This window comes from Deltaproteobacteria bacterium (assembly GCA_009930495.1).
Classification (GTDB): domain Bacteria; phylum Desulfobacterota; class Desulfovibrionia; order Desulfovibrionales; family Desulfomicrobiaceae; genus Desulfomicrobium.
Map to the genome: position 1 here is coordinate 1 of RZYB01000029.1, position 21,514 is coordinate 21,514.

At 60.7% G+C, this 21,514-nt stretch carries 21 protein-coding genes and 1 tRNA gene; 15 read left to right on the forward strand and 7 right to left on the reverse strand.

Features of this window, described 5'->3' with window-relative positions; genetic code table 11:
• The 4 genes from EOL86_04470 to EOL86_04485 form a co-directional block, all read right to left on the reverse strand.
• Nucleotides 1–1,460: hypothetical protein (locus tag EOL86_04470; protein ID NCD24836.1), on the reverse strand; the 1,460-nt coding region annotated here is incomplete at its 3' end.
• 187 nt (nucleotides 1,461–1,647) lie between these two features.
• Complete coding sequence (locus EOL86_04475; GenBank protein ID NCD24837.1) at nucleotides 1,648–2,112, reverse strand: cytochrome C; 465 nt, start codon at nucleotides 2,110–2,112, stop codon at nucleotides 1,648–1,650.
• A 63-nt stretch (nucleotides 2,113–2,175) separates the two neighbouring features.
• A complete protein-coding gene (gene hemL, locus EOL86_04480; GenBank protein ID NCD24838.1) occupies nucleotides 2,176–3,444 on the reverse strand; it encodes a glutamate-1-semialdehyde-2,1-aminomutase in 1,269 nt (422 codons plus the stop codon).
• A 17-nt stretch (nucleotides 3,445–3,461) separates the two neighbouring features.
• The gene (locus EOL86_04485) at nucleotides 3,462–3,932 is read right to left on the reverse strand and encodes an Lrp/AsnC family transcriptional regulator (GenBank protein NCD24839.1); all 471 of its coding nucleotides are present in this window, start codon (nucleotides 3,930–3,932) and stop codon (nucleotides 3,462–3,464) included.
• Nucleotides 3,933–4,082: 150 nt separating this feature from the next.
• On the opposite strand from EOL86_04485, the gene EOL86_04490 reads away from it, so the two are divergent.
• Nucleotides 4,083–5,075, forward strand: a complete 993-nt coding sequence (locus EOL86_04490; GenBank protein ID NCD24840.1) for an NAD(P)-dependent glycerol-3-phosphate dehydrogenase — start codon at nucleotides 4,083–4,085, stop codon at nucleotides 5,073–5,075.
• 6 nt (nucleotides 5,076–5,081) lie between these two features.
• Here the strand turns inward: EOL86_04490 and EOL86_04495 are convergent, their stop codons facing one another.
• The 3 genes from EOL86_04495 to EOL86_04505 are packed head-to-tail and all read right to left on the reverse strand — an operon-like array spanning nucleotide 5,082 to nucleotide 7,179.
• Nucleotides 5,082–5,474 (reverse strand): YjbQ family protein, encoded by a 393-nt coding sequence (locus EOL86_04495; GenBank protein NCD24841.1) that lies wholly within the window; start codon nucleotides 5,472–5,474, stop codon nucleotides 5,082–5,084.
• Complete coding sequence (locus tag EOL86_04500; GenBank protein ID NCD24842.1) at nucleotides 5,471–5,890, reverse strand: ATP-binding protein; 420 nt, start codon at nucleotides 5,888–5,890, stop codon at nucleotides 5,471–5,473. Before EOL86_04500 ends, EOL86_04495 begins: the two co-directional genes overlap by 4 nt.
• 2 nt (nucleotides 5,891–5,892) lie before the next feature.
• Nucleotides 5,893–7,179 carry a fused response regulator/phosphatase gene (locus EOL86_04505; GenBank protein NCD24843.1) on the reverse strand — a complete coding sequence of 429 codons (1,287 nt, stop codon included), beginning with the start codon at nucleotides 7,177–7,179 and terminating at the stop codon, nucleotides 5,893–5,895.
• Between the two features lie 18 nt (nucleotides 7,180–7,197).
• Between EOL86_04505 and EOL86_04510 the strand changes: the two genes are divergently transcribed.
• From EOL86_04510 to EOL86_04575, 14 genes are all read left to right on the forward strand, one after another.
• Nucleotides 7,198–7,272, forward strand: a tRNA-Val gene (locus EOL86_04510).
• Between the two features lie 56 nt (nucleotides 7,273–7,328).
• Nucleotides 7,329–9,263: a threonine--tRNA ligase gene (gene thrS, locus EOL86_04515; GenBank protein ID NCD24844.1), complete on the forward strand. Its 1,935-nt coding sequence runs from the start codon at nucleotides 7,329–7,331 to the stop codon at nucleotides 9,261–9,263.
• On the forward strand, nucleotides 9,247–9,768 hold the full coding sequence (locus EOL86_04520) for a translation initiation factor IF-3 (protein ID NCD24845.1): 522 nt from the start codon (nucleotides 9,247–9,249) through the stop codon (nucleotides 9,766–9,768). The genes thrS and EOL86_04520 overlap by 17 nt, the downstream gene beginning before the upstream one ends.
• Nucleotides 9,769–9,874: 106 nt before the next feature.
• A complete protein-coding gene (locus EOL86_04525) occupies nucleotides 9,875–10,075 on the forward strand; it encodes a 50S ribosomal protein L35 (GenBank protein NCD24846.1) in 201 nt (66 codons plus the stop codon).
• A gap of 73 nt (nucleotides 10,076–10,148) precedes the next feature.
• Nucleotides 10,149–10,502: a 50S ribosomal protein L20 gene (locus EOL86_04530; protein NCD24847.1), complete on the forward strand. Its 354-nt coding sequence runs from the start codon at nucleotides 10,149–10,151 to the stop codon at nucleotides 10,500–10,502.
• Nucleotides 10,503–10,513: 11 nt separating this feature from the next.
• The gene (locus tag EOL86_04535) at nucleotides 10,514–11,548 is read left to right on the forward strand and encodes a phenylalanine--tRNA ligase subunit alpha (protein ID NCD24848.1); all 1,035 of its coding nucleotides are present in this window, start codon (nucleotides 10,514–10,516) and stop codon (nucleotides 11,546–11,548) included.
• Between the two features lie 17 nt (nucleotides 11,549–11,565).
• Nucleotides 11,566–13,956 carry a phenylalanine--tRNA ligase subunit beta gene (locus EOL86_04540; protein NCD24849.1) on the forward strand — a complete coding sequence of 797 codons (2,391 nt, stop codon included), beginning with the start codon at nucleotides 11,566–11,568 and terminating at the stop codon, nucleotides 13,954–13,956.
• A 29-nt stretch (nucleotides 13,957–13,985) separates the two neighbouring features.
• Nucleotides 13,986–14,312 carry a MerR family transcriptional regulator gene (locus EOL86_04545; GenBank protein NCD24850.1) on the forward strand — a complete coding sequence of 109 codons (327 nt, stop codon included), beginning with the start codon at nucleotides 13,986–13,988 and terminating at the stop codon, nucleotides 14,310–14,312.
• Between the two features lie 111 nt (nucleotides 14,313–14,423).
• Nucleotides 14,424–14,930: a hypothetical protein gene (locus EOL86_04550; GenBank protein NCD24851.1), complete on the forward strand. Its 507-nt coding sequence runs from the start codon at nucleotides 14,424–14,426 to the stop codon at nucleotides 14,928–14,930.
• Between the two features lie 17 nt (nucleotides 14,931–14,947).
• Nucleotides 14,948–16,849 carry a type II/IV secretion system protein gene (locus EOL86_04555; protein NCD24852.1) on the forward strand — a complete coding sequence of 634 codons (1,902 nt, stop codon included), beginning with the start codon at nucleotides 14,948–14,950 and terminating at the stop codon, nucleotides 16,847–16,849.
• Complete coding sequence (locus tag EOL86_04560; protein NCD24853.1) at nucleotides 16,842–17,687, forward strand: HDOD domain-containing protein; 846 nt, start codon at nucleotides 16,842–16,844, stop codon at nucleotides 17,685–17,687. Before EOL86_04555 ends, EOL86_04560 begins: the two co-directional genes overlap by 8 nt.
• A gap of 176 nt (nucleotides 17,688–17,863) precedes the next feature.
• Nucleotides 17,864–19,045, forward strand: a complete 1,182-nt coding sequence (locus EOL86_04565) for a pyridoxal phosphate-dependent aminotransferase (GenBank protein ID NCD24854.1) — start codon at nucleotides 17,864–17,866, stop codon at nucleotides 19,043–19,045.
• 13 nt (nucleotides 19,046–19,058) lie between these two features.
• Complete coding sequence (locus tag EOL86_04570) at nucleotides 19,059–20,684, forward strand: glucose-6-phosphate isomerase (protein ID NCD24855.1); 1,626 nt, start codon at nucleotides 19,059–19,061, stop codon at nucleotides 20,682–20,684.
• 72 nt (nucleotides 20,685–20,756) lie between these two features.
• The coding region (locus EOL86_04575; GenBank protein NCD24856.1) for a two-component sensor histidine kinase at nucleotides 20,757–21,514 on the forward strand (758 nt) is incomplete at its 3' end.

Consider the following 21,514-nt stretch of genomic DNA (forward strand, 5'->3'; position numbering starts at 1 on the left):
TCGGCGTGATCCATGCCCGCGAGGCGGGCGCCCAGGTCGTCGCGCAGGCTCTGGGCCAGACCGGCCAGGGCCGGAATGGCGGCCGGGTCCTCGGGCAGGGCGGCCAGAATGTGTTCAGCGGACAACGGTTTGGGCTCGGGACGGGCTTCCAGGGCGGCCACGCGCTCCGATGCCGCCGCCAGATCCTGGCGCAGGCTTTCCAGTGTCCCGGCGTGATCCAAGCCCGCGAGGCGGGCGTCCAGATCGCCGCGCAGGCTCTGGGCCAGACCTGCCAGGGCCGGAATGGCGGCCGGGTCCTCGGGCAGGACGGCCAAAATGTGTTCGGCGGACAACGGTTCGGGCTCGGGCCGGGCTTCCAGGGCGGTCAGGCGCTCCGATGCCGCCGTTAGATCCTGGCGCAGGGTTTCCAGTGTCCCGGCGTGATCCAAGCCCGCGAGGCGGGCGTCCAGATCGCCGCGCAGGCTCTGGGCTAGACCTGCCAGGGCCGGAATGGCGGCCGGGTCCTCGGGCAGGACGGCCAGAATGTGTTCGGCGGACAACGGTTCGGGCTCGGGCCGGGCTTCCAGGGCGGTCAGGCGTTCGTTCATGGCAACAAGTTCCTGTTGAAGTGATGATCCCGTCTGATCGCCTTGGGATGCGAGCTTCGTGTCCACCTCGGCCAAAATGCTTTCGTAAAGGGGGAGGGCAAAGGGCAGGCGCTCCAGTTCGGCCGGCAAGGCGGCCAGGATCTGCTCCGTGCTCGGTGGAACCGGGGTCGCGACACGGGTTTCCAGTTCGTCCAGGCGCGTGGCGAGTTTTTGCAATGCGCCGGCGTCCATGGCCGCTCCGGATGAGCGGGAGTCGTCCTCCACGGGTGGGATGATGGGGCTGGAATCGTCTTGGGCCGAAACGTCATGGGTTGCCCGAGGCTCGGCCGGGGAGTTCAAGGGTGCCTCGGCCACGATGTCGGTCAGTTCGACAATGAGCTCCTCGGTCGAATCCACGTGTCCTGGCCGGACGCTTTGGGCTGGCTGCTCGGAATCAAAATGCAAGCCCGGCTGGGCCTCGGCCGTGGGGGGCGTTGTGCGTGTGGCTTGCGGTGTGTCCAGTTCGATGTCCAGCAGTTCGTCCAGGGCCGTGGGCGCGTCCTGGGGCGGCGTGGTCTTGAGGGTTTCGAAGAGATCTTCCAGGTCGGCCAGATCGCTGTCCAGGGTCGAAACTTCCATCCCCCTGGTCTCGCTCCGCGTTGATCCCGCCGTGGACGACGTGGTGGTCTGGGGGCCCAGCAGGGCATCAAGGTCCATGCCCGCGCTCGGGCCCGGAGCTTCTCGCAGCAGATCGTCCAATTCCTGGTCCAGGGTCGTCTGATCCAGTTTGGGGGGGCTGGCGGGTTCTGGGGCTGGCTCGTCCAGGGGCGAGTCTTCGGTCACGATTTCGGTGAGTTCGATGATTTCGTCTGCCGGATTGGAGCGAGTGGTCATGGCGAGATCCTTTCTTGGAGTTTTGGAGAGTGGCATGACTATACCAAGATGCCGGGTCAAGGGCAATGCGGGCCGTGGAAAGCTCGGAATCCCGTGAAAAAAAATCCCCTCCCGCAGGGTCTGCGGGAGGGGGTGAACCAAAGGCCGACCTTTGCTTGTGCTCGTTAGACTGCCCGCAACAGGAGCCTTACTTGGTGTGACACTTGCCACAGGCGGTGGGGCCGGTGGTCTTGCTTTCTTTCTTCAACTTCTTGTGACAGTCGAGACACTGGGTATGATAGGCGTTTTCGACCAGCTTGACATCCTTGGCGTTGTCCTTGGTCCGGGCTTCCAGGGAATCATGACAGCCAGACGAGGTACATTTCTTGATAGCGCCATCGGCTTCCATGGTGTGATGACAATCCTTGCATTCGACAGTGGCGTGCTTGGAATGCGCGAACGGCACGGCCTTCTGCAGGGTGCCGGGCTTGTCGCCCTTGTCCTTGACTTTCATGCCCTCGGGGGCCTTGATGACCAGATCATCGCCAGGGGCGTCGGCAGCGCTGAGCATCGGAGCGGCGACCAGACACAGGAGCGCCGCGCAGATCAGGCTGAGCAACATTGATTTTTTCATCCTCTTTCTACCTCCAGAAAGAAAAGTTACAAAAAGCATAAGCTGGGCATATATACTGACGGTCTTGGTCTTCAGTCAAGGAGCCCGCGAAAAGAGGACGTTTTAAAACACGACGGTGCGGGCCGCCTTCAGCGTACGCTCCAGATCCTCGTCGGTATGGGCGAAGGAGGTGAAGGCGCATTCAAAACCCGATGGTGCAAAATAAATGCCCTGGTCACGCATTTGTCGGTAAAAAGCGGTGAAGAGCTTCGAGTTCGAAGTCTGGGCCGAGGCAAAGTCCGTGACCGGGGTGTTGGTGAAAAAGATGGTGAACAGGGAGGCCATGTGCGTGCGGTGGACCGGTACGCCCTTGCTCCGCAAGATGTTGGCAAGCTCGCGGGAAAAATCGTCCGTGCGGGCGGCCAGGCCGGCATAGTCACGGGTCGAAAGTTCCCCGAGGGTGGCCAGGCCGGCGGCCATGGCCAGGGGATTTCCGGACAGGGTGCCCGCCTGGTACACGTTGCCGCTGGGCGCGATGTGGCCCATGATATCTTTCTTTCCGCCGTAGGCCCCCACGGGCAGGCCGCCGCCGATGATCTTGCCCAGGCAGGTCAGGTCCGGATCGATGCCCAGCGCCCGCTGCGCTCCACCATAGCTGACCCGGAAGCCGGAGATGACCTCGTCGAAGATGAGCAGGGCGCCATGCTTGCGGGTCAGGTCGCGCAGGCCTTCCAAAAAGCCGGGTTGTGGCGGGACCAGGCCCATGTTGCCGGCAACGGGCTCGACAATGACGGCCGCGATGTCGGCTCCTTGACGTTCGAACAGGGCCCGCACGCCGTCCAGATCGTTATAATGGGCGAGGAGGGTATGCTTGACCACGTCCTCGGGAACGCCCGGAGTGCCGGGGATGGACTGGGTGGCCACGCCGGAGCCGGCGCTGGCCAGGAAGGCATCGGCGTGGCCGTGGTAGCCGCCATGGAATTTGATCATTCCGTTACGGCCGGTGTAGCCCCTGGCCAGGCGCAACGCGCTCATGGTCGCTTCCGTGCCGGAACTGACCATGCGCACCATGTCGATGCCTGGTACCGCCTTGACCACGGCCTGGGCCAATTCCACTTCCAGACGGCAGGGCGCGCCAAAGCTGGTGCCCTTGACCGCGGCCTCGGCAATGGCCTTGGCCACGCTCGGATGGTTGTGCCCCAGGAGCATGGGGCCCCAGGACATGACATAATCGATGAGTTGCGTCCCGTCCTCGGTGGTCAGCGTGCTGCCAGCGGCCGAGGCGATGAACAGCGGTTCGCACTCGACGCTTTTGCAGGCCCGGACCGGGCTGTTCACGCCGCCGGGAATGAGGGCGCTGGCTTTTTGGAAAAGATCCCGTGAAATGCTCATATCTGTTCTCCGTCGGTCTAGAAATATTCCATGGATGTCTTTTTCAGCTCTTTTTCGCTGAATAGGATTTCGTACTGGGTCACGCCCGTCTGGTCGATCAGTTCGCGCACCACCCGCATGCAGTCCTCGCGGGTTTTGCCATGAATCATGGTATACATGTCATAGGGCCAGTCCATGCAGTTGGGGCGTAGGTAGCAGTGCGAGATTTCCGGCCGCTGGGCCATGGCGCGGCCAACTTCGTCCGGGTCGAACCCTTCCTCGATGTACCAGGCGACCATGGCGTTGAAGCCGTAGCCGGCCTGCTGGTGCCGGAGCGTGGCTCCGAAACGGCGGATCTGTCCACCGGCCTTGAGCCGACGGAGCAGGTCGAGGACCGCGTCCTCGGTGCTGCCGGTCTGGGCGGCGATATCCGCGAAGGGGGTGGGACTGTCCGGGAGGGAACCCTGAACGATGCGTAGAATATGTTTTTCGGTTGGCGTGAAATCCACTGTGTTTCCTCGCGTGGCCCGTCTTTGGGCGGCAAATAGTTCGAGCCCGGTCCTTAGCCCTTTCGGTTTTTCCTGGCAATAGCAGGCTTTACATGATGAAATCCATCTTCGATACTGCCTACTTGGAGCGCAATCATGAAGGAGGGGGATATGAAGATAGCTGTTTTGGGCGGCGGGAGTTGGGGTACGGCCCTGGCCAATGTGCTGGCCGAGAAGGGAGAGGATGTCTGGCTGTGGGTGCGCCGGGCGGATCAGGCCGGAGAGATTGCCAATCAGCGGACCAACTCCCGATATCTGCCGGGCCGGTTGTTGTCTTCCGGCTTGCGCGCGAGCACGGATTTGGCTTCCGTCGTGGACCGGAGCGCCTGTGTCGTGTTGGCCGTGCCCTGTCAGCAACTTGGGGCCGTGCTGCGTCAGGGGCGTTTGTTTTTTTCGTCCGCGCCGCGCCTTGTTTGCGCCAGCAAGGGTGTCGAGATGGGTTCCTTCCGGACCATGAGCCGGATCGTTGGCGAGGAATTGCGGGGGCTTGACCCGCTTTATGCCATGCTGTCCGGGCCGTCCTTTGCCTCGGAAGTGGCGGCCCGGATGCCCACGGCCGTGGCTCTGGGCTGCGCCGATCCGGGATTCGCGGATTTCGTGCAGACTCTTTTTTCGACCGAGTTTTTTCGGGTCTACGTCAATGCCGATGTGACCGGCGTGGAACTGGGCGGAGCAGTGAAGAATATCATCGCCATCGCGTCGGGAATCTCCGATGGTCTTGGGTTTGGTGAAAACGCGCGGGCGGCCTTGATCACGCGCGGCCTGGCGGAGATGTCCCGGCTGGGTCTGGCCCTGGGGGCAAAGGCGGCCACGTTCATGGGGCTGTCGGGCATGGGGGATTTGGTGCTGACCTGCACCGGGGATTTGAGCCGCAACCGCCGTGTTGGTCTGGGTATTGGTCGTGGCCAGACGTTGGAGCAGGTCCTGGCCGGGATGCACAACGTGGCCGAGGGGGTGAAGACAACCGAGGCCGTGCATGCCCTGGGCAAGGAGCGGGGATTGGAACTGCCGATCACGGCCCAGGTGCATGCCGTGTTGTTCGGGGGCAAGGATCCGGCCCTGGCCGTGCGGGAGCTGATGACCCGGCCCCTGCGCGAGGAGTGACGCGGGTCAGCCCAGAGGCTGGACCCAAATTTCCCGGGTGCGCGGACCATCGAACTCGCCCAGGAAAACGCGTTGCCATGTGCCCAGCGCCAAACGGCCGTTGTCGACGATCAGATGCACGGACGAACCGAAAAAGCTGGCCTTGATGTGCGCGTCCGCATTGCCTTCCGCATGGCGGAAACCGGCGTCCTTGGGGACCATGCGTTGGAGATGGGCGAGAATATCCCGGCATACATCCGGATCCGCGCCTTCGTTGACGGTCAGGCCGGTGGTCGTGTGTGGCGTGTACACGAGCAGGGCGCCGGAATTGATCCGGGCCTCGTGAACCATCGCGGTCAGGTGGTCCGTGATGTCGACCATGCTTTCCCGTTTTGTCGTGGTCACGCGTAAAATTTTCATGCCTGTTCTCCGGCGTAATCCAGGGTGACGCGGGTGCCGTGCTCGTTGTAGCCGATGGCGCTGGCATAGATGCGGAAAATCTCGTGTCCTCGGCCATTTTCCCGCGAGATGTCGCTCCGGGCGCCGAGATGGGCGCGCCAATCAAAGCCCGGCCCCTGATCGGCGATCTCCAGTCGAAAGTCTTGGCCGCGCCGTGAAACCCGAAACAGGACCAGTTTTTCGGCGTTTAGACCGTTGCCGTGGATCACGGCGTTGTTGAGCGCTTCGCGGGCGAGCAACGAGAGCGGGAACAGATGCCTGTCGGCGGCGTTTTTTTCCAGGAAGGTCCGCAGGACGGCAATGGCGCGGTCCACGTTTTCCAGGGTTGAGTTCATGCGGACCTCGAAGCCGCGAGGGAGGTGGGTTGTCACGAACATCCTCAGACCTCGATCGCCATCAGGATAATGTCGTCCTCGTGCGCGGCCTGGGTCAGGCTGGCGCAGATGGCGTCCACTGCTTCCGACAGGGGGAGACGGCCTAGGGACGAGCAGGCCGCTTCAAGCTGGGCGAGGCCTTTCTCGCGGGTGATTTTGGTCGGGCCAAAGCCTTCGATCAGACCATCGGTGTACAGGAACAGGCGGTCGCCCGGAGTCACGGGGATGGTTAGGGTTTCGAACCATACCGATTCAAAAACACCGAGAATGTCCCCGGAAGCCCTGGGGATCACGATTTCTCCCGAGGCCCGTAGCAGAATTGGCGGCGGGTGCCCCGCGTTGACGTAGGTGAGCGTGTTCTGGGATCGGTTCAGATGCGCAACGCCGGCGGTGATGTGGGTGCCGTCTTCCAGGATGCGACAGAGGACGCTGTTGATCACGCCCAGGCTTTCGGCCGGCGAGGTGACGGGATTGCAATTTTGGCTGAACAGGGCCTTGAGGGCCGACGTGACGTACGACGTGCGCAGATCATGGCCGCTGACATCGGCCACGATATAGTCGAAGGCCGCTCCGCCCACGGGCAGGACATCATAAAAATCGCCGCCAGCTTCCAAGATTGGCTCGTAGTGCACCGCGAAGCCGGCCTGGGGCAGATCCTGGGGTTGGACCAAGAGGGATTGCTGGGCATCTTGAACCTGGGCCAAGCGTTGGGCCTGGGCTTCGATCAGTGCCTTGTAGGTGAAGCGAAGCTTGAGATGGACCTTGACCCGGGCCAGGACCTCGGCTTTTTCGAATGGCTTGGAGATATAGTCCACTCCGCCGACTTCGAGCCCCCGGACCTTGCTGTCCGTGTCCGTCAGGGCGGAAATGAAGATGACCGGAATGTCCGCGATCTGGGGATGTTGCTTGAGCTGTTCGCAGGTGGTGTAACCGTCTTCCCCCGGCATCATGACATCCAGGAGGATCAGGTCGGGCTGGTGCTCCAGGGCCAAGGCCCTGGCGGCCGGACCACTGGTTCCGGCGATGGTCTGGAAGCCATTCTTTTTCAGGACGACATCGAGCAGCTTGATGTTCAAGGGCTCGTCGTCGACGACAAGGATGAGGGGATTGCTATTCACGGTGCGCGCCGGGGTGAATGGTATTGGGAAAATGTCGCTGCCAGGATCTGGGTATACCGGGGAAAGGCTGGAAGGCAACTGTTCGGGGTGGGGCCGTTGCCCCGGATTTTGGGGCCGGGAAAAAAAGTTGAAATTCGTGGAAAAGATTGTTGACAGGTTCTCGGGTCGAAGCATATATGCGGATCTCCATTTAGGCGCGTAGCTCAGTGGGAGAGCACTTGCTTGACGTGCAAGGGGTCAGGAGTTCGACCCTCCTCGCGCCTACCATAAAGATCTTCATAGGGAGGCCATGCCTCCCTATCGTGTTTATGAGGCAATGCATCATGGTGCGGATTCAAGAGCAAGACGTCGAGGCGCTGGCTGGTCAGTCGTGCGCGGATATTCTGCGTGGCGTGCTTTCCGGCAAGAAAATGAAATCGGTCGTGGCCTGCGTGTGCGATGGGCAGGTCCTGGATTTGACCGCCGTTGTTCCGCCCGGAACTTCGGTGATGGAGCCTGTCACGCTCGAATCTCCCCGTGGGTTGTCCATATTGCGGCACGGCGCCGCCCACGTCATGGCCGAGGCGGTCAAGGACCTGTTCCCCACGGCCAAGGTCACCATTGGCCCGGACATCGAGAACGGTTTTTATTACGATTTTGATTTCGAGCGGCCGTTCACGCCCGAGGACTTGGAAAAAATCGAGGCGCGCATGGTGCAATCCGTGGCCGCCAATCATTCCTTTGCCCGTGAAGAAATGAGCGCCGAGGATGCCAAGGCCTTGTTCGTGGCCATGGGCGAGAGCTATAAGCTTGAAATTATCGACGATCTGGGCGCGGATCGGGTGTCTTTGTACCGCCATGGAAATTTCGTGGACCTGTGTCGGGGCCCGCATCTGCCCGCCACGGGTTTTCTGCAGGCGTTCAAGCTGACCTCGGTGGCAGGCGCCTACTGGCGCGGCGATTCAAAGCGCCCCATGCTTCAGCGTATTTACGGCGTTGCCTTCGCGACCCCCAAGGACCTCAAGGCCTATCTGGCCATGATCGAAGAGGCCAAGAAGCGTGATCACCGCAAGCTTGGTCCCCAGCTCGACCTGTTCAGCTTTCATGAACGCGGCGGCGCGGGCATGGCCTATTGGCATCCCAAGGGGGCACTGATCCGGACTATCCTGGAGGACTTCGTCGCCAAGGAAATGCTCCGGCGCGGGTACGGCATCGTGCGTACGCCACAGCTTCTGAAGCGCGATCTGTGGGAGACCTCTGGCCATTACGCCAACTACCGCGAGAATATGTATTTCACGGAGATCGATGGCGTGCCGTACGGGGTCAAGCCCATGAACTGCGTGGCCCACATGCTCATTTACAATACAAAACAGCGCAGCTACCGCGATCTTCCGGTTCGTCTGTTTGAATTTGGCGTGGTGCATCGGCATGAACTGTCCGGCGTGTTGCATGGTCTCATGCGCGTGCGTCAGTTCACGCAGGACGACGCCCATGTTATTTGTCGTCCCGACCAGCTTTTGGATGAGATCAAGGATGTCATGCATTGGATCCAGGATCTCATGGGTATCTTTGAATTCGAGTATTCCATGGAGATCAGCACCCGTCCCGAAAAATCCATTGGCTCCGACGAAGATTGGGAACGGGCCACCAATGCGCTCGTGGACGCCATGAAAGAGATGGGTTTGCCCTATCAGATCAACGAAGGCGACGGCGCTTTTTATGGCCCCAAGATCGACGTCAAGCTGAAGGACTGCCTGGGACGGTTGTGGCAGTGCTCCACGATACAAGTGGATTTCACCTTGCCGGAACGTTTTGATTTATTATATATCGGCGAGGATGGCGAGCGTCATCGTCCGGTCATGGTGCACCGGGCCATCATGGGGTCCGTGGAGCGCTTCATCGGTATTCTGACCGAACATTTTGCCGGCGCTTTTCCGGCGTGGCTTGCTCCGGTTCAGGCCCGCATCTTGACGGTTACCGACAGTCATGACGAATTTGCCCGCCAGTGCGAGGACGCATTGCGCCGGGCTGGAGTTCGTGTCGAAGTCGACACGCGCAATGAAAAGCTTGGATTCAAGGTGCGCGAGGCGCAGATGGAAAAAATTCCGTACGCGCTGGTGATCGGGGATCAGGAAATTGAGCAGGCCTGCGTCAATGTACGCGCCAGAGGCGGCAACAATGTGGGCGCGATGACCGTCGACGCCTTTGTCGATCTGTTGCGGCAGGAATGCGAGGAACCATTTAAACGCGGAGGAATGAGATATTCTTTCAGCTGCTAAGGCCCGTCGGAACAAACAAATCAGGGCAAAAGAAATTCGCGTTGTAGGCGATGATGGAAACCAGCTGGGCATCATGACGGTGCCCGAGGCTCTGGAAAAAGCCGAGGAAGTAGGTCTGGATCTGGTCGAGGTGGCGCCCAACGCCAAACCGCCGGTCTGCAAGATCATGGACTACGGCAAATACCTCTACGAGGAAAAGAAGAAGACCCAGGAAGCCAAGAAGCGGCAGACCCAGATCCAGGTCAAGGAAATCAAGTTTCGGCCACGGACCGACGACCATGATTTGGAAACCAAGGTCAAGCACATCCGACGATTCATCGAGGATGGGGACCGCTGCAAGGTGACCGTGTTCTTCCGGGGTCGGGAGATGGCGCACAAGGACCGGGGCCAGATCGTGCTGGACCGGGTGGTGGAAATGGTCACCGATATCGCCAAGGTCGAGCAGGCCTCGCGGGTCGAGGGGCGGACCATGTTCCTTTTGTTGGCCGGACTCCCCAAGAAATAAGCTCCCCCTTCCCGCCGCGTCAAAAAAATTTCCCGTCATTTTGGCGGGAGGGAGCAGTATTGCCGGTCGCATACGTGACCAGACAAGTTTGTTCTGAGGAGGAACTATGGCAAAGGTGAAAACCAACAGAAGCGCTGCCAAGCGGTTTTCCGTGACGGGCAGCGGCAAGGTCAAGAGAAGCCATGCCAACATGCGCCACATCCTGACCAAGAAGTCGCCCAAGCGCAAACGGCAGTTGCGCCAGTCCACGACGGCCGCGTCGTCCTGCGTTGCCGCTATTCGCCGCTTGGTGCCGTACATTTTCTAGTTTCCGGATTTTCCGGGATCGAACGACTCAGCGTATAGTCATTTCCCACTATGCCTGATCAAAGGAGACGAACATGCGAGTAAAAAGAGGAAAAACCGCCCACAGACGGCACAAAAAGTATTTGGCCCTGGCCAAGGGATACCGCGCCGGCAGAAGCACGCTGTACCGTACCGCCCGCGAGACGGTCGAGCGCGCCCTGGTCTTTGCCTACCGCGACAGAAAGCAGAAGAAACGGGCTTTCCGGAAACTCTGGATCGTGCGCATCAATGCGGGCGTCCGCGAGCACGGGTTGAGTTACAACCGCTTCATGCATGGCTTGAAGCTTGCCGAAATCAATCTCAACCGGAAGGCTTTGGCCGATATGGCGGTCTTTGAAAAGGACGCCTTCGCCACGCTGTGTGAAATGGTAAAATCAAAGGCGAACTAGTGGCTAACGATATCATTCGCAAGCTGGAAAGCCTGGTCCCGGAGCTTACCGAAGCCCTGGGCCAGGCTTCTTCATTGGAAGAGTTGGAGGAGCTGCGGGTCCGATTTCTGGGCCGCAAGGGCCTCCTGGCCGAGCTGATGTCCGGGTTGACCGCGTTGTCTCCCGAGGAGCGTCCGGCCGTTGGACGGACCGCCAACCAGGTCAAGGGTGACTTGGTCGCGCTTTGGGACGGTCGCGTCGAGGCCCTCAGGGCCCAGGCCCAGGCCCGGGTTCTGGATGCTTTTGACCCGTCGGTGCCTGGCTGGCGCCCCGATCTTGGTTCGCTGCACCCCGTGACGCGGGTCATGCGCGAGGTTTGCGCCGTGTTCACGGGTCTGGGGTTCGAGGTTGTCTCCGGGCCGGAAGTGGAAAACGATTTCCATAATTTCGAGGCCCTGAATCTGCCGCCCGAGCATCCCGCCCGGGACATGCAGGACACGCTCTACATTTCCGATTCCATTCTCCTGCGCACCCATACCTCGCCCCTGCAGGTTCGGACCATGCTTTCCCGCAAGCCTCCACTCGGCGTCATCGCCCCGGGCAAGGTCTATCGTCGGGATTCGGACATCACGCACACGCCCATGTTTCATCAGATCGAAGGCCTGTTGGTCGACAGGCACGTGACCATGGCCGATCTGCGCGGCACCCTGACCGCCTTCGTGCAGACCGTGTTCGGGCATGAGACCAAGGTCCGCTTTCGGCCGAGCTTTTTCCCCTTCACGGAACCCAGCGCCGAGGTTGACATCAGTTGTGTCATCTGTGGCGGCTCGGGCAAGACCGCCACTGGCGAGGCTTGCCGCGTGTGCAAGGAAACGGGCTGGGTCGAGATTCTGGGCTGCGGCATGGTTGATCCGGCCGTGTTCGCCAAGGTGGGCTATGATCCGGACGTTTATACCGGATTCGCCTTTGGTCTGGGCGTGGAGCGCATCGCCATGCTCAAATACGGAATTGGCGATCTGCGGATGTTTTTCGAGAACGATCTGCGCTTTCTCGGGCAATTCGCCTGAGCTGTGGGAAGGTTATCATGCTTTTGAGTTTGAATTGGTTGCGGGAATTCGTGCCCTACGAGGGGACGGCGCAGGCCCTGGCGGACAGGCTGACCATGCTCGGATTGGAGGTCGAAGAGATTGCCGATCCGTTTGCGTCCCTTGAGAAAATGGTCGTCGGACATGTCGTGGAGCGGGCCGCGCATCCGAGTTCGGACCACTTGTCCGTGTGCAAGGTCGATATCGGGACTGGCGAATTTCTCGACATCGTGTGCGGCGCCCCCAACGTGGCGGCTGGGCAGACGGTGCCGGTGGCGCCCGTGGGCACGATCATGCCGAACGGCCTGGAGATCAAGAAGGCGAAGTTGCGCGGGCAGCCCTCGTGCGGCATGATTTGTTCGGAGCGGGAGCTTGGCCTGGGCGAGGGCCATGACGGGATCATGGTTCTGGACGCGGGCCTTCGGCCGGGAACGCCGCTGTGCGCGGCCCTGGGGTTGGAGCGTGTCGTGCTCGACGTGAGCATCACTCCCAATCGCGCCGACTGTCTGTCCGTGTTGGGACTGGCCAGGGAGGTCGCCGCCGCGTTCGCGTTGCCGCTGACCATGCCCGAAATATCCGTGGCCGAGTCCGGGGATCCCTTTCAGGGTTTTCGCATCGAGCCCGATCCGGCTCTTTGCCCGCTGTATCAGGCCCGCTTGATCCGTGATGTGACCATCGGTCCCAGCCCGGAGTGGCTGCGCTATCGGCTTCTGGCCGTGGGCCAGCGGCCCATCGGAAATATCGTCGATGTGACCAATTATGTCATGCTTGAATTGGGTCAGCCCTTGCATGCCTTTGATCGCGACTTGCTGCGTGGCCAGCGTATCCGTGTTGGCCTGGCCGAGGACGGCATGCGTCTGATTACCCTGGATGGCCAGGAGCGGGAGCTGACGGGTCGCGATCTGCTCATTTGGGACGACGAGCGCCCCGTGGCCCTGGCGGGAGTCATGGGCGGCGCCAACTCCGAAATCAGCGCCACTAGCTCCACGGTTTTGCTGGAAAGCGCGGTTTTCGATCCGGCCTCCATCCGCAAGACGGCCCGGCGTCTGGGTTTGTCCAGCGAGGCGTCCTTCCGCTTCGAGCGAGGCGTGGACCAGGCCGGCAACACGCTGGCCATGAACCGGGCCGCGAGTCTCATGGCCGCCCTGTCCGGGGGGGCTGTAGCCCCGGGCGTGGCCAAGGGGGAACCCAGACCCTTTCAGCGCAAGGTTATTGGTTTTTCCCCGGTCAAGGCCACGGACCTGCTCGGACAGGACATGCCGGTTGATTTCTGCCGCCAGACCCTGACTCGTCTCGGGTGCGCCGTGGAGGACCAGACGTTGCCTTGGGCCGTCACGGCCCCGTCCTTTCGTTTGGATTTGGAACGTGAAGTTGATCTGATCGAGGAGGTCGCCCGGGTGTATGGCATGGATCGCATCGAGGCGGTCTTGCCCACGGTCAACAAGAATTTGGCCGATTTGGATAAAATCGATCCGACTTTTGCCTTTTTGAATCTGATCAAGGATTGGGGCAAGGGGGCTGGCTTGGCCGAGGCCGTGAACTACAGTTTCGTGGGCACGGCGGATTTGGACCGTTGCGGTCTGCCCCGGGAAGGGCGGGTGTTCATCTGCAATCCGTTGAGCGAGGAAATGAACGTCCTGCGCACGGATTTGGTTCCCGGCCTTCTGAACACGCTGCGCCAGAACATCAGCCAGGACAACGTCCGCGTCCGTGTTTTCGAGGTCGCGCATGTTTTTTCCCAGGATTCCTCTTCCGACACCCAGACTCGCGAGGGCAACCGGTTGGCGATTTTGCTGCACGGTGGTCGTTTTCCGGGGCGTCATCCGTATCCGGACGGCCGTCTCGGATATGCCGACATCAAGGGCCTGGTGGAGCACCTGCTGCTGACCCTGCATCTGGGATGCGGGGAATTTGGACGGGGCGGGGAGCATGCGTATCTGACTCCGGAAATTGTGGTCACTGTCCGGGGCGAGGCTGTCGGCCGGGTGGGCATGATCCGCGAAGCCTTGGCCGAAGACTATTTGGCCAGGGCCGAGGTCTGGTACGCGGATCTGGATGTGGATGCCTTGATGCGTCTGCACCGCGCGGCGTTCGTTACCTTCGCGCCGATTCCGAAATTTCCGGTCGTGCGCCGCGACATGACCTTGATCGCGTCACCGGAGTTGGCCGTGGGCACGATTCTCGATGCGGTCCTGGCGTTGCGGGAGCCCCTTTTGGAAGAGGTTTTCCTGGCGGATGTCTACGAGCCGCGTCAGTCCGGCGAGCGCAATCTGACCTTCCGCTTTGTGTATCGGCACGCCGAGAAGACGCTCAAGGACAAGGAGGTGGACAAGGTCAACAACCGGATTGGCCAGCACCTGTCAAGCACGCTTCCCGTCCGCTTTTCCTAGGAACGGGCGGGGGCTGGGAGTGACAAATCATGCCCACGCCCGCGAGCCCCGGCTCGGGTAAACGTTTCCGAATTGGCCAGGTCGCCAAGATACTTGGCGTGGAACCATATGTGTTGCGTTTTTGGGAGGAGGAATTTCCGTCCCTCACGGCGGCGCGCACTCCCAAGGGGCAACGCTACTACACCGAGGAGCATGTCCGTCTTCTGAAGCGGATTCGCCATCTGCTTCATGATGAAAAGCTGACCATCAAGGGCGCGCGCCGCAAATTGGAAAATCCGGCCGGGGACATGGCATCCCTGGATATGATCCGTGCCGAATTGGAAGAAATACGACGTTTGTTGATGGAAAAACCCTGACCCTGGTCGGGGTTTTTTTATCGGCCCCAACTTTACATGACGTGGAGTGGGCTCTAGGTAGGATGGGAACCACGCCCCAGGCCAAACCAACTTGTCCAAGGCGTGTGGTGCATGAGCATGGAAAAAATTTTTGTCGACAAACAGGGCTCGGCCCTTTTTCGGTGTCCCCATTGCGGATTCACGCGGCAGTTCGATGCCTCGGCGTACCGGGACAAGGACAGCCGTCTCAAGATCAAGTGCCGGTGCGGGGAAACCGTGTCCGTGCTGATTGAATTCCGGGAATTTTTTCGGAAACAGGTGGAGCTCTACGGACAGGCCACGGTCTTGTCCACGGGGTCGGGAGCGGCGTCGTTGCGTCCGGTCAACGTGACATTTCCCATGAAGGTCATGGATTTGTCCTTGAATGGCATGCGCTTTTTGATCATGCGGGAGCTTGCCCAAAATCCAACCTCCTTGGAGGTAAATGACGTCGTCAGGGCGTCCTTCCGGCTCGACAATCGCTCCCGGGATTTGGTGGAGCGCAAGGCAGTGGTGTGCAACGTGAACGATCCGACCTATGGGGTGCGCTTCATTCGCAGCGAGTATGACAAAGACCTGGGCTTTTATCTCATGCGGTAAGCCCATCCGGAGACAGCATGGATTCCGACGATCGCCGGGAAGAATACGCCAAGGCCTTGGACAACCCCATCATCCGTTTGCTCATCCGTTCCGGTTTTTTGAGCGAGGATCAGGCTGCCTACGCCCGGCGCGTTGCATCCAAGCTGCATATGTCCAGGCCGTTGTGTGACATCGTGCGTGAGCTGGGATACGTCACCGAGGAACAGATCCGCCTGGCCATCCGACAGCATCAGGGTGAATTGCGTCTGGGGGACCTGCTCAATGGACTGGGGTATTTGACCGACGAGGATCTTGCCCGCGCCCTGAGTGCCCAGCGTGCCGACGAACGTCGCTCCAAGCTGGGTCACATTCTGATCCGCCATAAATTCATTTCCGACGACAAATTGACGGAAATCCTGGCCTTGCAGCTGGGGTTGCCCGTCCTGGATCTTATCGCGCGCGCCCCGGACGCCGCCCTCATGACCCGCGCTCCCTTTGAAGTCATGGAGCAGTACCATTTCGTGCCCTACGACATGCAGTCCGACGGTTCGACGCGTGTCGTCTTCGCGGACCCCCTTGATCCGCGCGCCTTGGACATCGCGCGGGATTATTATGGCCAGGGCGTTCTGGTGTGCATCGCCCGGGTCAGCCAGATCGAGGACATCCTGTCCAGACACAAGGAAGACCGTGTTGCGGGGGGGCAGGGCGGCGACGGTGTCTTCAATGTCGTTGACATCGCCAATGCCATCATTCTTGCTGCTTTCCAGCGCGGCGCGAGCGACATTCATGTCGAGCCCATGTCCGATCGGGTGCGGGTGCGTTTCCGGCTGGACGGGGTCATGGTTCATTTCCGGGATTATCCCATTGGCGTCTGCGCGCCGCTGGCCAGTCGCTTCAAGATCATGTGCGGGGCGGATATCGCCGAGAAACGTCGTCACCAGGACGGCCGGCTTATTTTCAATCATCAGGGCGTGCAGATTGATCTGCGCATGTCGTTTTACGTCACGGTTCACGGTGAACAAATCGTCATGCGCCTGCTGAAAAACCAGGAAGAGCTTTTGCCCATGCCGGAGATCGGCATGCTGCCGCGCATGCTGGACCGATTCATGGAAGAGGCCCTGGACGCGCCTTCGGGCATTATCATGGTCACCGGGCCCACGGGTTCGGGGAAATCGACCACGGTTTACAGCTGCATCAATTATCTGAACACTCCGGAGGTGAGCATCATCACGGCCGAGGATCCGGTGGAGTACAAGGTCCGGGGTGTCGGCCAGTGCTCGATCATGCCGTCCATCGGCCTGACCTTCGAGGAAACCCTGAAGCACATCGTGCGCCAGGACCCGGATATCGTCGTCGTGGGCGAGGTGCGGGACAAATTTTCGGCCGAGATGTGCATCCAGACGGCCCTGACCGGACACAAGGTCTTGACGACCTTCCACACCGAGGACAGCATCGGCTGTCTGGTGCGCCTGTTGGACATGCAGATCGAACCGTTTCTGGTTTCCTCCACCGTGAGTTGCATCCTGTCCCAGCGCTTGCTGCGCAAGGTTTGTCCACACTGCGCCATGCCCTACCAGCCGGATCTGAACCAGCTGCGCCGCCTGGGCTGCACCTATGGGGATCTGGTCGGGGCGGAATTCCGCAAGGGGCGCGGCTGCGCTCATTGCCGTCATACCGGTTACAAGGGGCGGGTCGCGGCCTTTGAAATGCTCATTCCGGAAGTCCACGTCCGCGACGCGGTCCTGGCGCGCAAGACAACCCACGAACTGCGCGAATTGAGTCTGGACAATGCCGGGCTCGTGTCCTTGTTGGAAGACGGCATCGTCAAGGCCGCCATTGGCTGGACCACCCTGGACGAGGTTCTGCGGACCCTGCCCCGGGTGCGCAAACCCCGACCTCTGGCGGAACTGCGGCGTATCCTGGGAGTTGAGCATGTTTGAAATCGCGTCCATCGATGAGCGGGTCCGGGAGTTTTTGGAGGAGCAGACCAGCGAATTGCCCGTCTTTGACCGTACCGCCCTGCTGGTGCATCAGGAAGCTTCCAAGTCGGACCCGGACACGGATAAGATATTGGGCTACATCGCCCAGGATCAGGTGCTGGTCACGGACGTGCTCAAGGTCGCCAATTCCGCTTTTTTTCGGGGCATCAAAAAAATCAGCCGCATTCAGGACGCCTTGATCCGCATTGGGTTGCGCGAAATGGTCAATTGCGTGCTCATGGCCTCCCAACGCAAGAATTACAGCTCCCGCAATCCCTTCGTGCAGCAGTACACGTCCACCTTGTGGCGCCATTCCGTGGCCTGCGCCTTTGCTTCCCAGTGGCTGGTCAAGCGCGGCGGCCATGCCGAATTCGCTCCGGAGGCCTTCATCGCTGGCTTGATTCACGACGTGGGCAAATTGCTGGTGCTCAAGGCCCTGGTTTCAGTGGGCGAACGGGATCGGGACGCGCCACGCATCACCCGCACCGCCGCCGATGAGTTTTTGGATTCCATGCACACGGACGTCGGATACCGGCTGTTGCTCAAATGGAACCTGCCCGAAGTTTATGCCGTGGTCTGTCGGGATCATCACCAGCCAGAATATGATAGCGCCAACATTGTGTTGGTGGCCGTGCGTCTGGCCAATCTGGCCTGCCAAAAATTGGGCATTGGGTTGCAGCCGGACGAGAATTTGGTCCTGGTCACGTGCAGCGAGGCCGGAGTGCTCGCCTTGTCGGACGTTGCCCTGGCCGAACTGGAGATCGCGGTCGAAGATTATTTGGCTCGTGGCGAGATGTAATAGCTTTTTGGGTCCAGGAAAAAGACTTTCCCTGGACGCGCGGTTGTTTCGTCCTCCCGGCGTTCTTTTGGCGTCAATCCTCCCGCTGGGGGTTTCACCCTTGATTTGAATGGAAGTATTCTGGCCGCTTTTTGCTCGAACCTGAACTTTTTTTTCGCAAAGGAACGACATCCATCATGAAACTGGCACGACGCATCACCCAGATCAAACCGTCCGCGACCCTGACCATCAACACCAAGGCCCAGGAGCTGCGCGCCGCTGGCCGGCAGATTGTCAGCCTGGCCGTGGGCGAGCCTGATTTTGACACTCCGGTCCATGTTCGCGAAGCGACCAAGGCCGCTCTTGACGCGGGGTTCACCCGGTATACGCCCGTCCCTGGTATTCCGGAGCTGCGCGCGGCCGTGGCCGGATATTTCGCGAGTTTTTACGGCGTGACCGCGACCCAGGACAATGTCGTCGTGACTAATGGCGGCAAGCAGAGTTTGTTCAATTTGTTTCAGGTGCTGCTCGATCCGGGTGACGAGGTCATCATTCCCGCCCCGTACTGGGTCAGCTATCCGGCCCTGGTCCAGCTGGCCGAGGGCGTGAGCGTGTTCGTGCGGACAGAGCCCGATGCGGATTTCCTGGTCACGGTGGACCAGCTCGAAGCGGCGCGCACGCCCCGGACACGGTGTCTGATCCTGAACACGCCGTCCAATCCGACGGGTTGTCATTATACGCGCGAGCAGCTCGACGCCATCGCGTCCTGGGCCGTGGCCAAGGGCGTGTTCGTCATCGCCGATGAAATTTATGACCGGTTGGTCTATGCCCCGGCCCTGCCGGCGTCGCTTTCGCCGTGGTGGGAAAAATATCCCGAGAATTTCGCCGTGGTCAACGGATTGGCCAAGAGCTTTGCCATGACCGGCTGGCGTGTTGGCTATACCCTGGCGCATGTCGATCTCATCAAGGCCATGGCCAAGCTTCAGGGGCAGTCCACGTCCAATATTTGTTCCATCGCCCAAAAAGCGGCCCTGGCGGCCCTGACCGGAGGCTGGGAGTGCCTGGAACCCATGCTCGAAGCCTTTGTCCGACGCCGAAATCTGGGCCTGGCCATGGTGCGGGACTGGGGCCACGTGGTGTGTCCGGAACCGGCGGGCGCGTTTTATCTTTTTCCCCGGGTGGATTGGTACTACACGCCGGAAGTGCCGGATTCCACGGCTTTGTGCGCGCATCTTCTGGAAGATGCCGGCGTGGCCCTGGTTCCGGGGGCGGCCTTTGGCGACGACCGGTGCATCCGTATCTCCTATGCCCTGGCCGACGAGACCCTGAAGACCTGCCTGGACAAGATCGGGCAGACCCTGCACGCCCTGAAATCCTAAGCGGAGGCGAATCATGATCGACCAGACAGCGGCCTGGACGGCCCTGCGCGACCACGTGCGCGACATCCCGCCCATGCGCGATCTTTTTGAGCGCGATCCGGAGCGTTTTGCCCGTTTTTCCGTCCGGGCCTGCGATATTCTGCTGGACTATTCCAAGAACCGGATCACGCCGCAAACCATGGAATTGCTTCTGGCCCTGGCCGAGACGGCCGATGTGGCCGGGGGCATCGCGGCCATGTTCGGCGCGGAGCGGATCAACACCACCGAGAACCGGGCCGTGCTGCACACCGCCCTGCGCAAGAACGCCGATGAACGGGTGCTGCTGGACGGCGTGAACGTGGTCGAGGACGTGCACCGGGTTTTATCCCAGATGGAGGCGTTCACGGCCAAGGTTCGCTCCGGAACCTGGACCGGGCACACGGGGCAGCCCATCCGCGACGTGGTCAACATCGGCATCGGCGGTTCGGACCTGGGACCGAAAATGGTCACCGAGGCCCTGGATTTTTATCGCCAGAAGAACCTGCGCTTTCATTTCGTGTCCAACATTGATGGCACGCACATTGCCCGTGTTCTGGAAACCGTGCGTCCCGCGACCACGCTGTTTATCATTGCCTCAAAAACCTTCACCACCCAGGAAACCCTGACCAACGCCCACACGGCCCGGTCCTGGTTTCTGGAGAGCGGGGCGACGGAGGCCGACATCGCCCTCCATTTCGTGGCTCTGTCCACGAACACGGCGGCGGTCACCGCTTTCGGCATCGATCCGGCCAACATGTTCGCCTTTTGGGATTGGGTTGGCGGTCGGTATTCCCTCTGGTCCTGCATCGGCCTGCCCATCGCCCTGGCCGTGGGCATGGGCAATTTTCGCGAACTGCTGGCCGGGGCCAGGGAGATGGACGAGCATTTCCGCACGGCGCCGCTCGCGGCCAACATTCCGGTCGTGCTCGCCCTGCTCGGGATTTGGTACCGGAATTTTCATGGTTTCGAGTCCCACGCCGTGTTGCCTTACGACCAATATCTGGAACTGTTGCCCGCCTATTTGCAGCAGGCGGACATGGAAAGTAACGGCAAGGCCGTGACCAAGGATGGGTCGCGCGTGACGTACGCCACCGGTCCCATTTTGTGGGGGGAACCTGGTACCAACGGGCAGCATGCCTTTTATCAGCTGTTGCATCAGGGTGTGTCCGTGGTGCCGTGCGATTTTTTGGTGGCGGTCAATCCCCTGCATCCGGTGGGCGAGCATCACGCCATTTTGTTGGCTAATTTCCTGGCGCAAACCGAGGCCCTGATGCGTGGCCGGACCCTGGCCGAGGCCGAGGCGGAATTGGCCCCCCTGGCGTCCGGGGCCAGGGCCGCGTTGGCGCCGCACAAGGTGTTCCCCGGCAACCGGCCGTCCAATTCCATTGTGTTTGACACGCTGGCCCCGCGTGCCCTGGGCCGGCTCATCGCCATGTACGAGCACAAGATTTTCGTGCAGGGCTGGATCTGGGGTGTGAATTCCTTCGATCAGATGGGCGTGGAACTGGGCAAGAAGCTGGCCGGCGTCATTCTGCCCGAGCTGCGGGGCGGTGCCATTGGCGCCCACGACAGTTCCACGACGGGCCTTTTGCGGCACTGCCTTGACCGCCGCCGCCCCTAAAGCCTACCTATGACACGGGGCGGCTGGTTCCGCCCCGTGTGTCGCAATCCTCTTGCCGCTCCTGGTCCGTTCATGAAGCTCAATCCCTTTCGCGTCGATCCGGCGCATCCGTTCCAGCTGGTGAAATTTCTGTCCATCAGCTCCCTGGTGCTGATCCTGGGCGCGGGCCTGGTGTTGTCCATGTTCATGACCAACTACGCCAAGAGCGCTCTTCTTAAAAAAAATCGGGCGTTTGCCTTGCTTTTGGCCGAAAATCTCAATCATCAGATCTATCGGCGATTCACGCTGCCGGTGGTGCTTGGGTTCGGCAAGGTCGAGCTCAAGCGCAAGGATCAGTACGAACGGTTGGAACAGGTCATCGAATCGACCATCCATTCGTTCCACGTTTTGGATGTGCGCATTTACGACGAGGAGGGCGAGGTGGCGTACAGCACCGATCCCGCCCTTGTCGGACGCACGGATCTGGGCGGCCCGGCCGTGACCGATGCCGTCACCAAGGGCGCGCACAGCTTTGACTTGCGGAGCATGTTGAGCATCTGGGACACGCTGTTTTCCTTCCGCCTGGAGGAGGGCAACGTGCTGTTGCGGACCATCTACCCCTTGCGGGCCGAACGGGATCTGCGTTTCCGCGATCAGCCCGGTCCGCTTCTGGGCGTATTGGAAGTGTCCCAGGACATCACCAGCGACTACGAAACCGTGCTTCAGTTCCAGCGGTTGATCATTCTGACCACCCTGCTGTGGTCGGCGGCCCTGTATGGCCTCATTTTTTCCCTGGTGCGCAAGGCGGACCGCGTATTGGCCGAGCGCGTCCGGGACAAGGATCGCCTGGA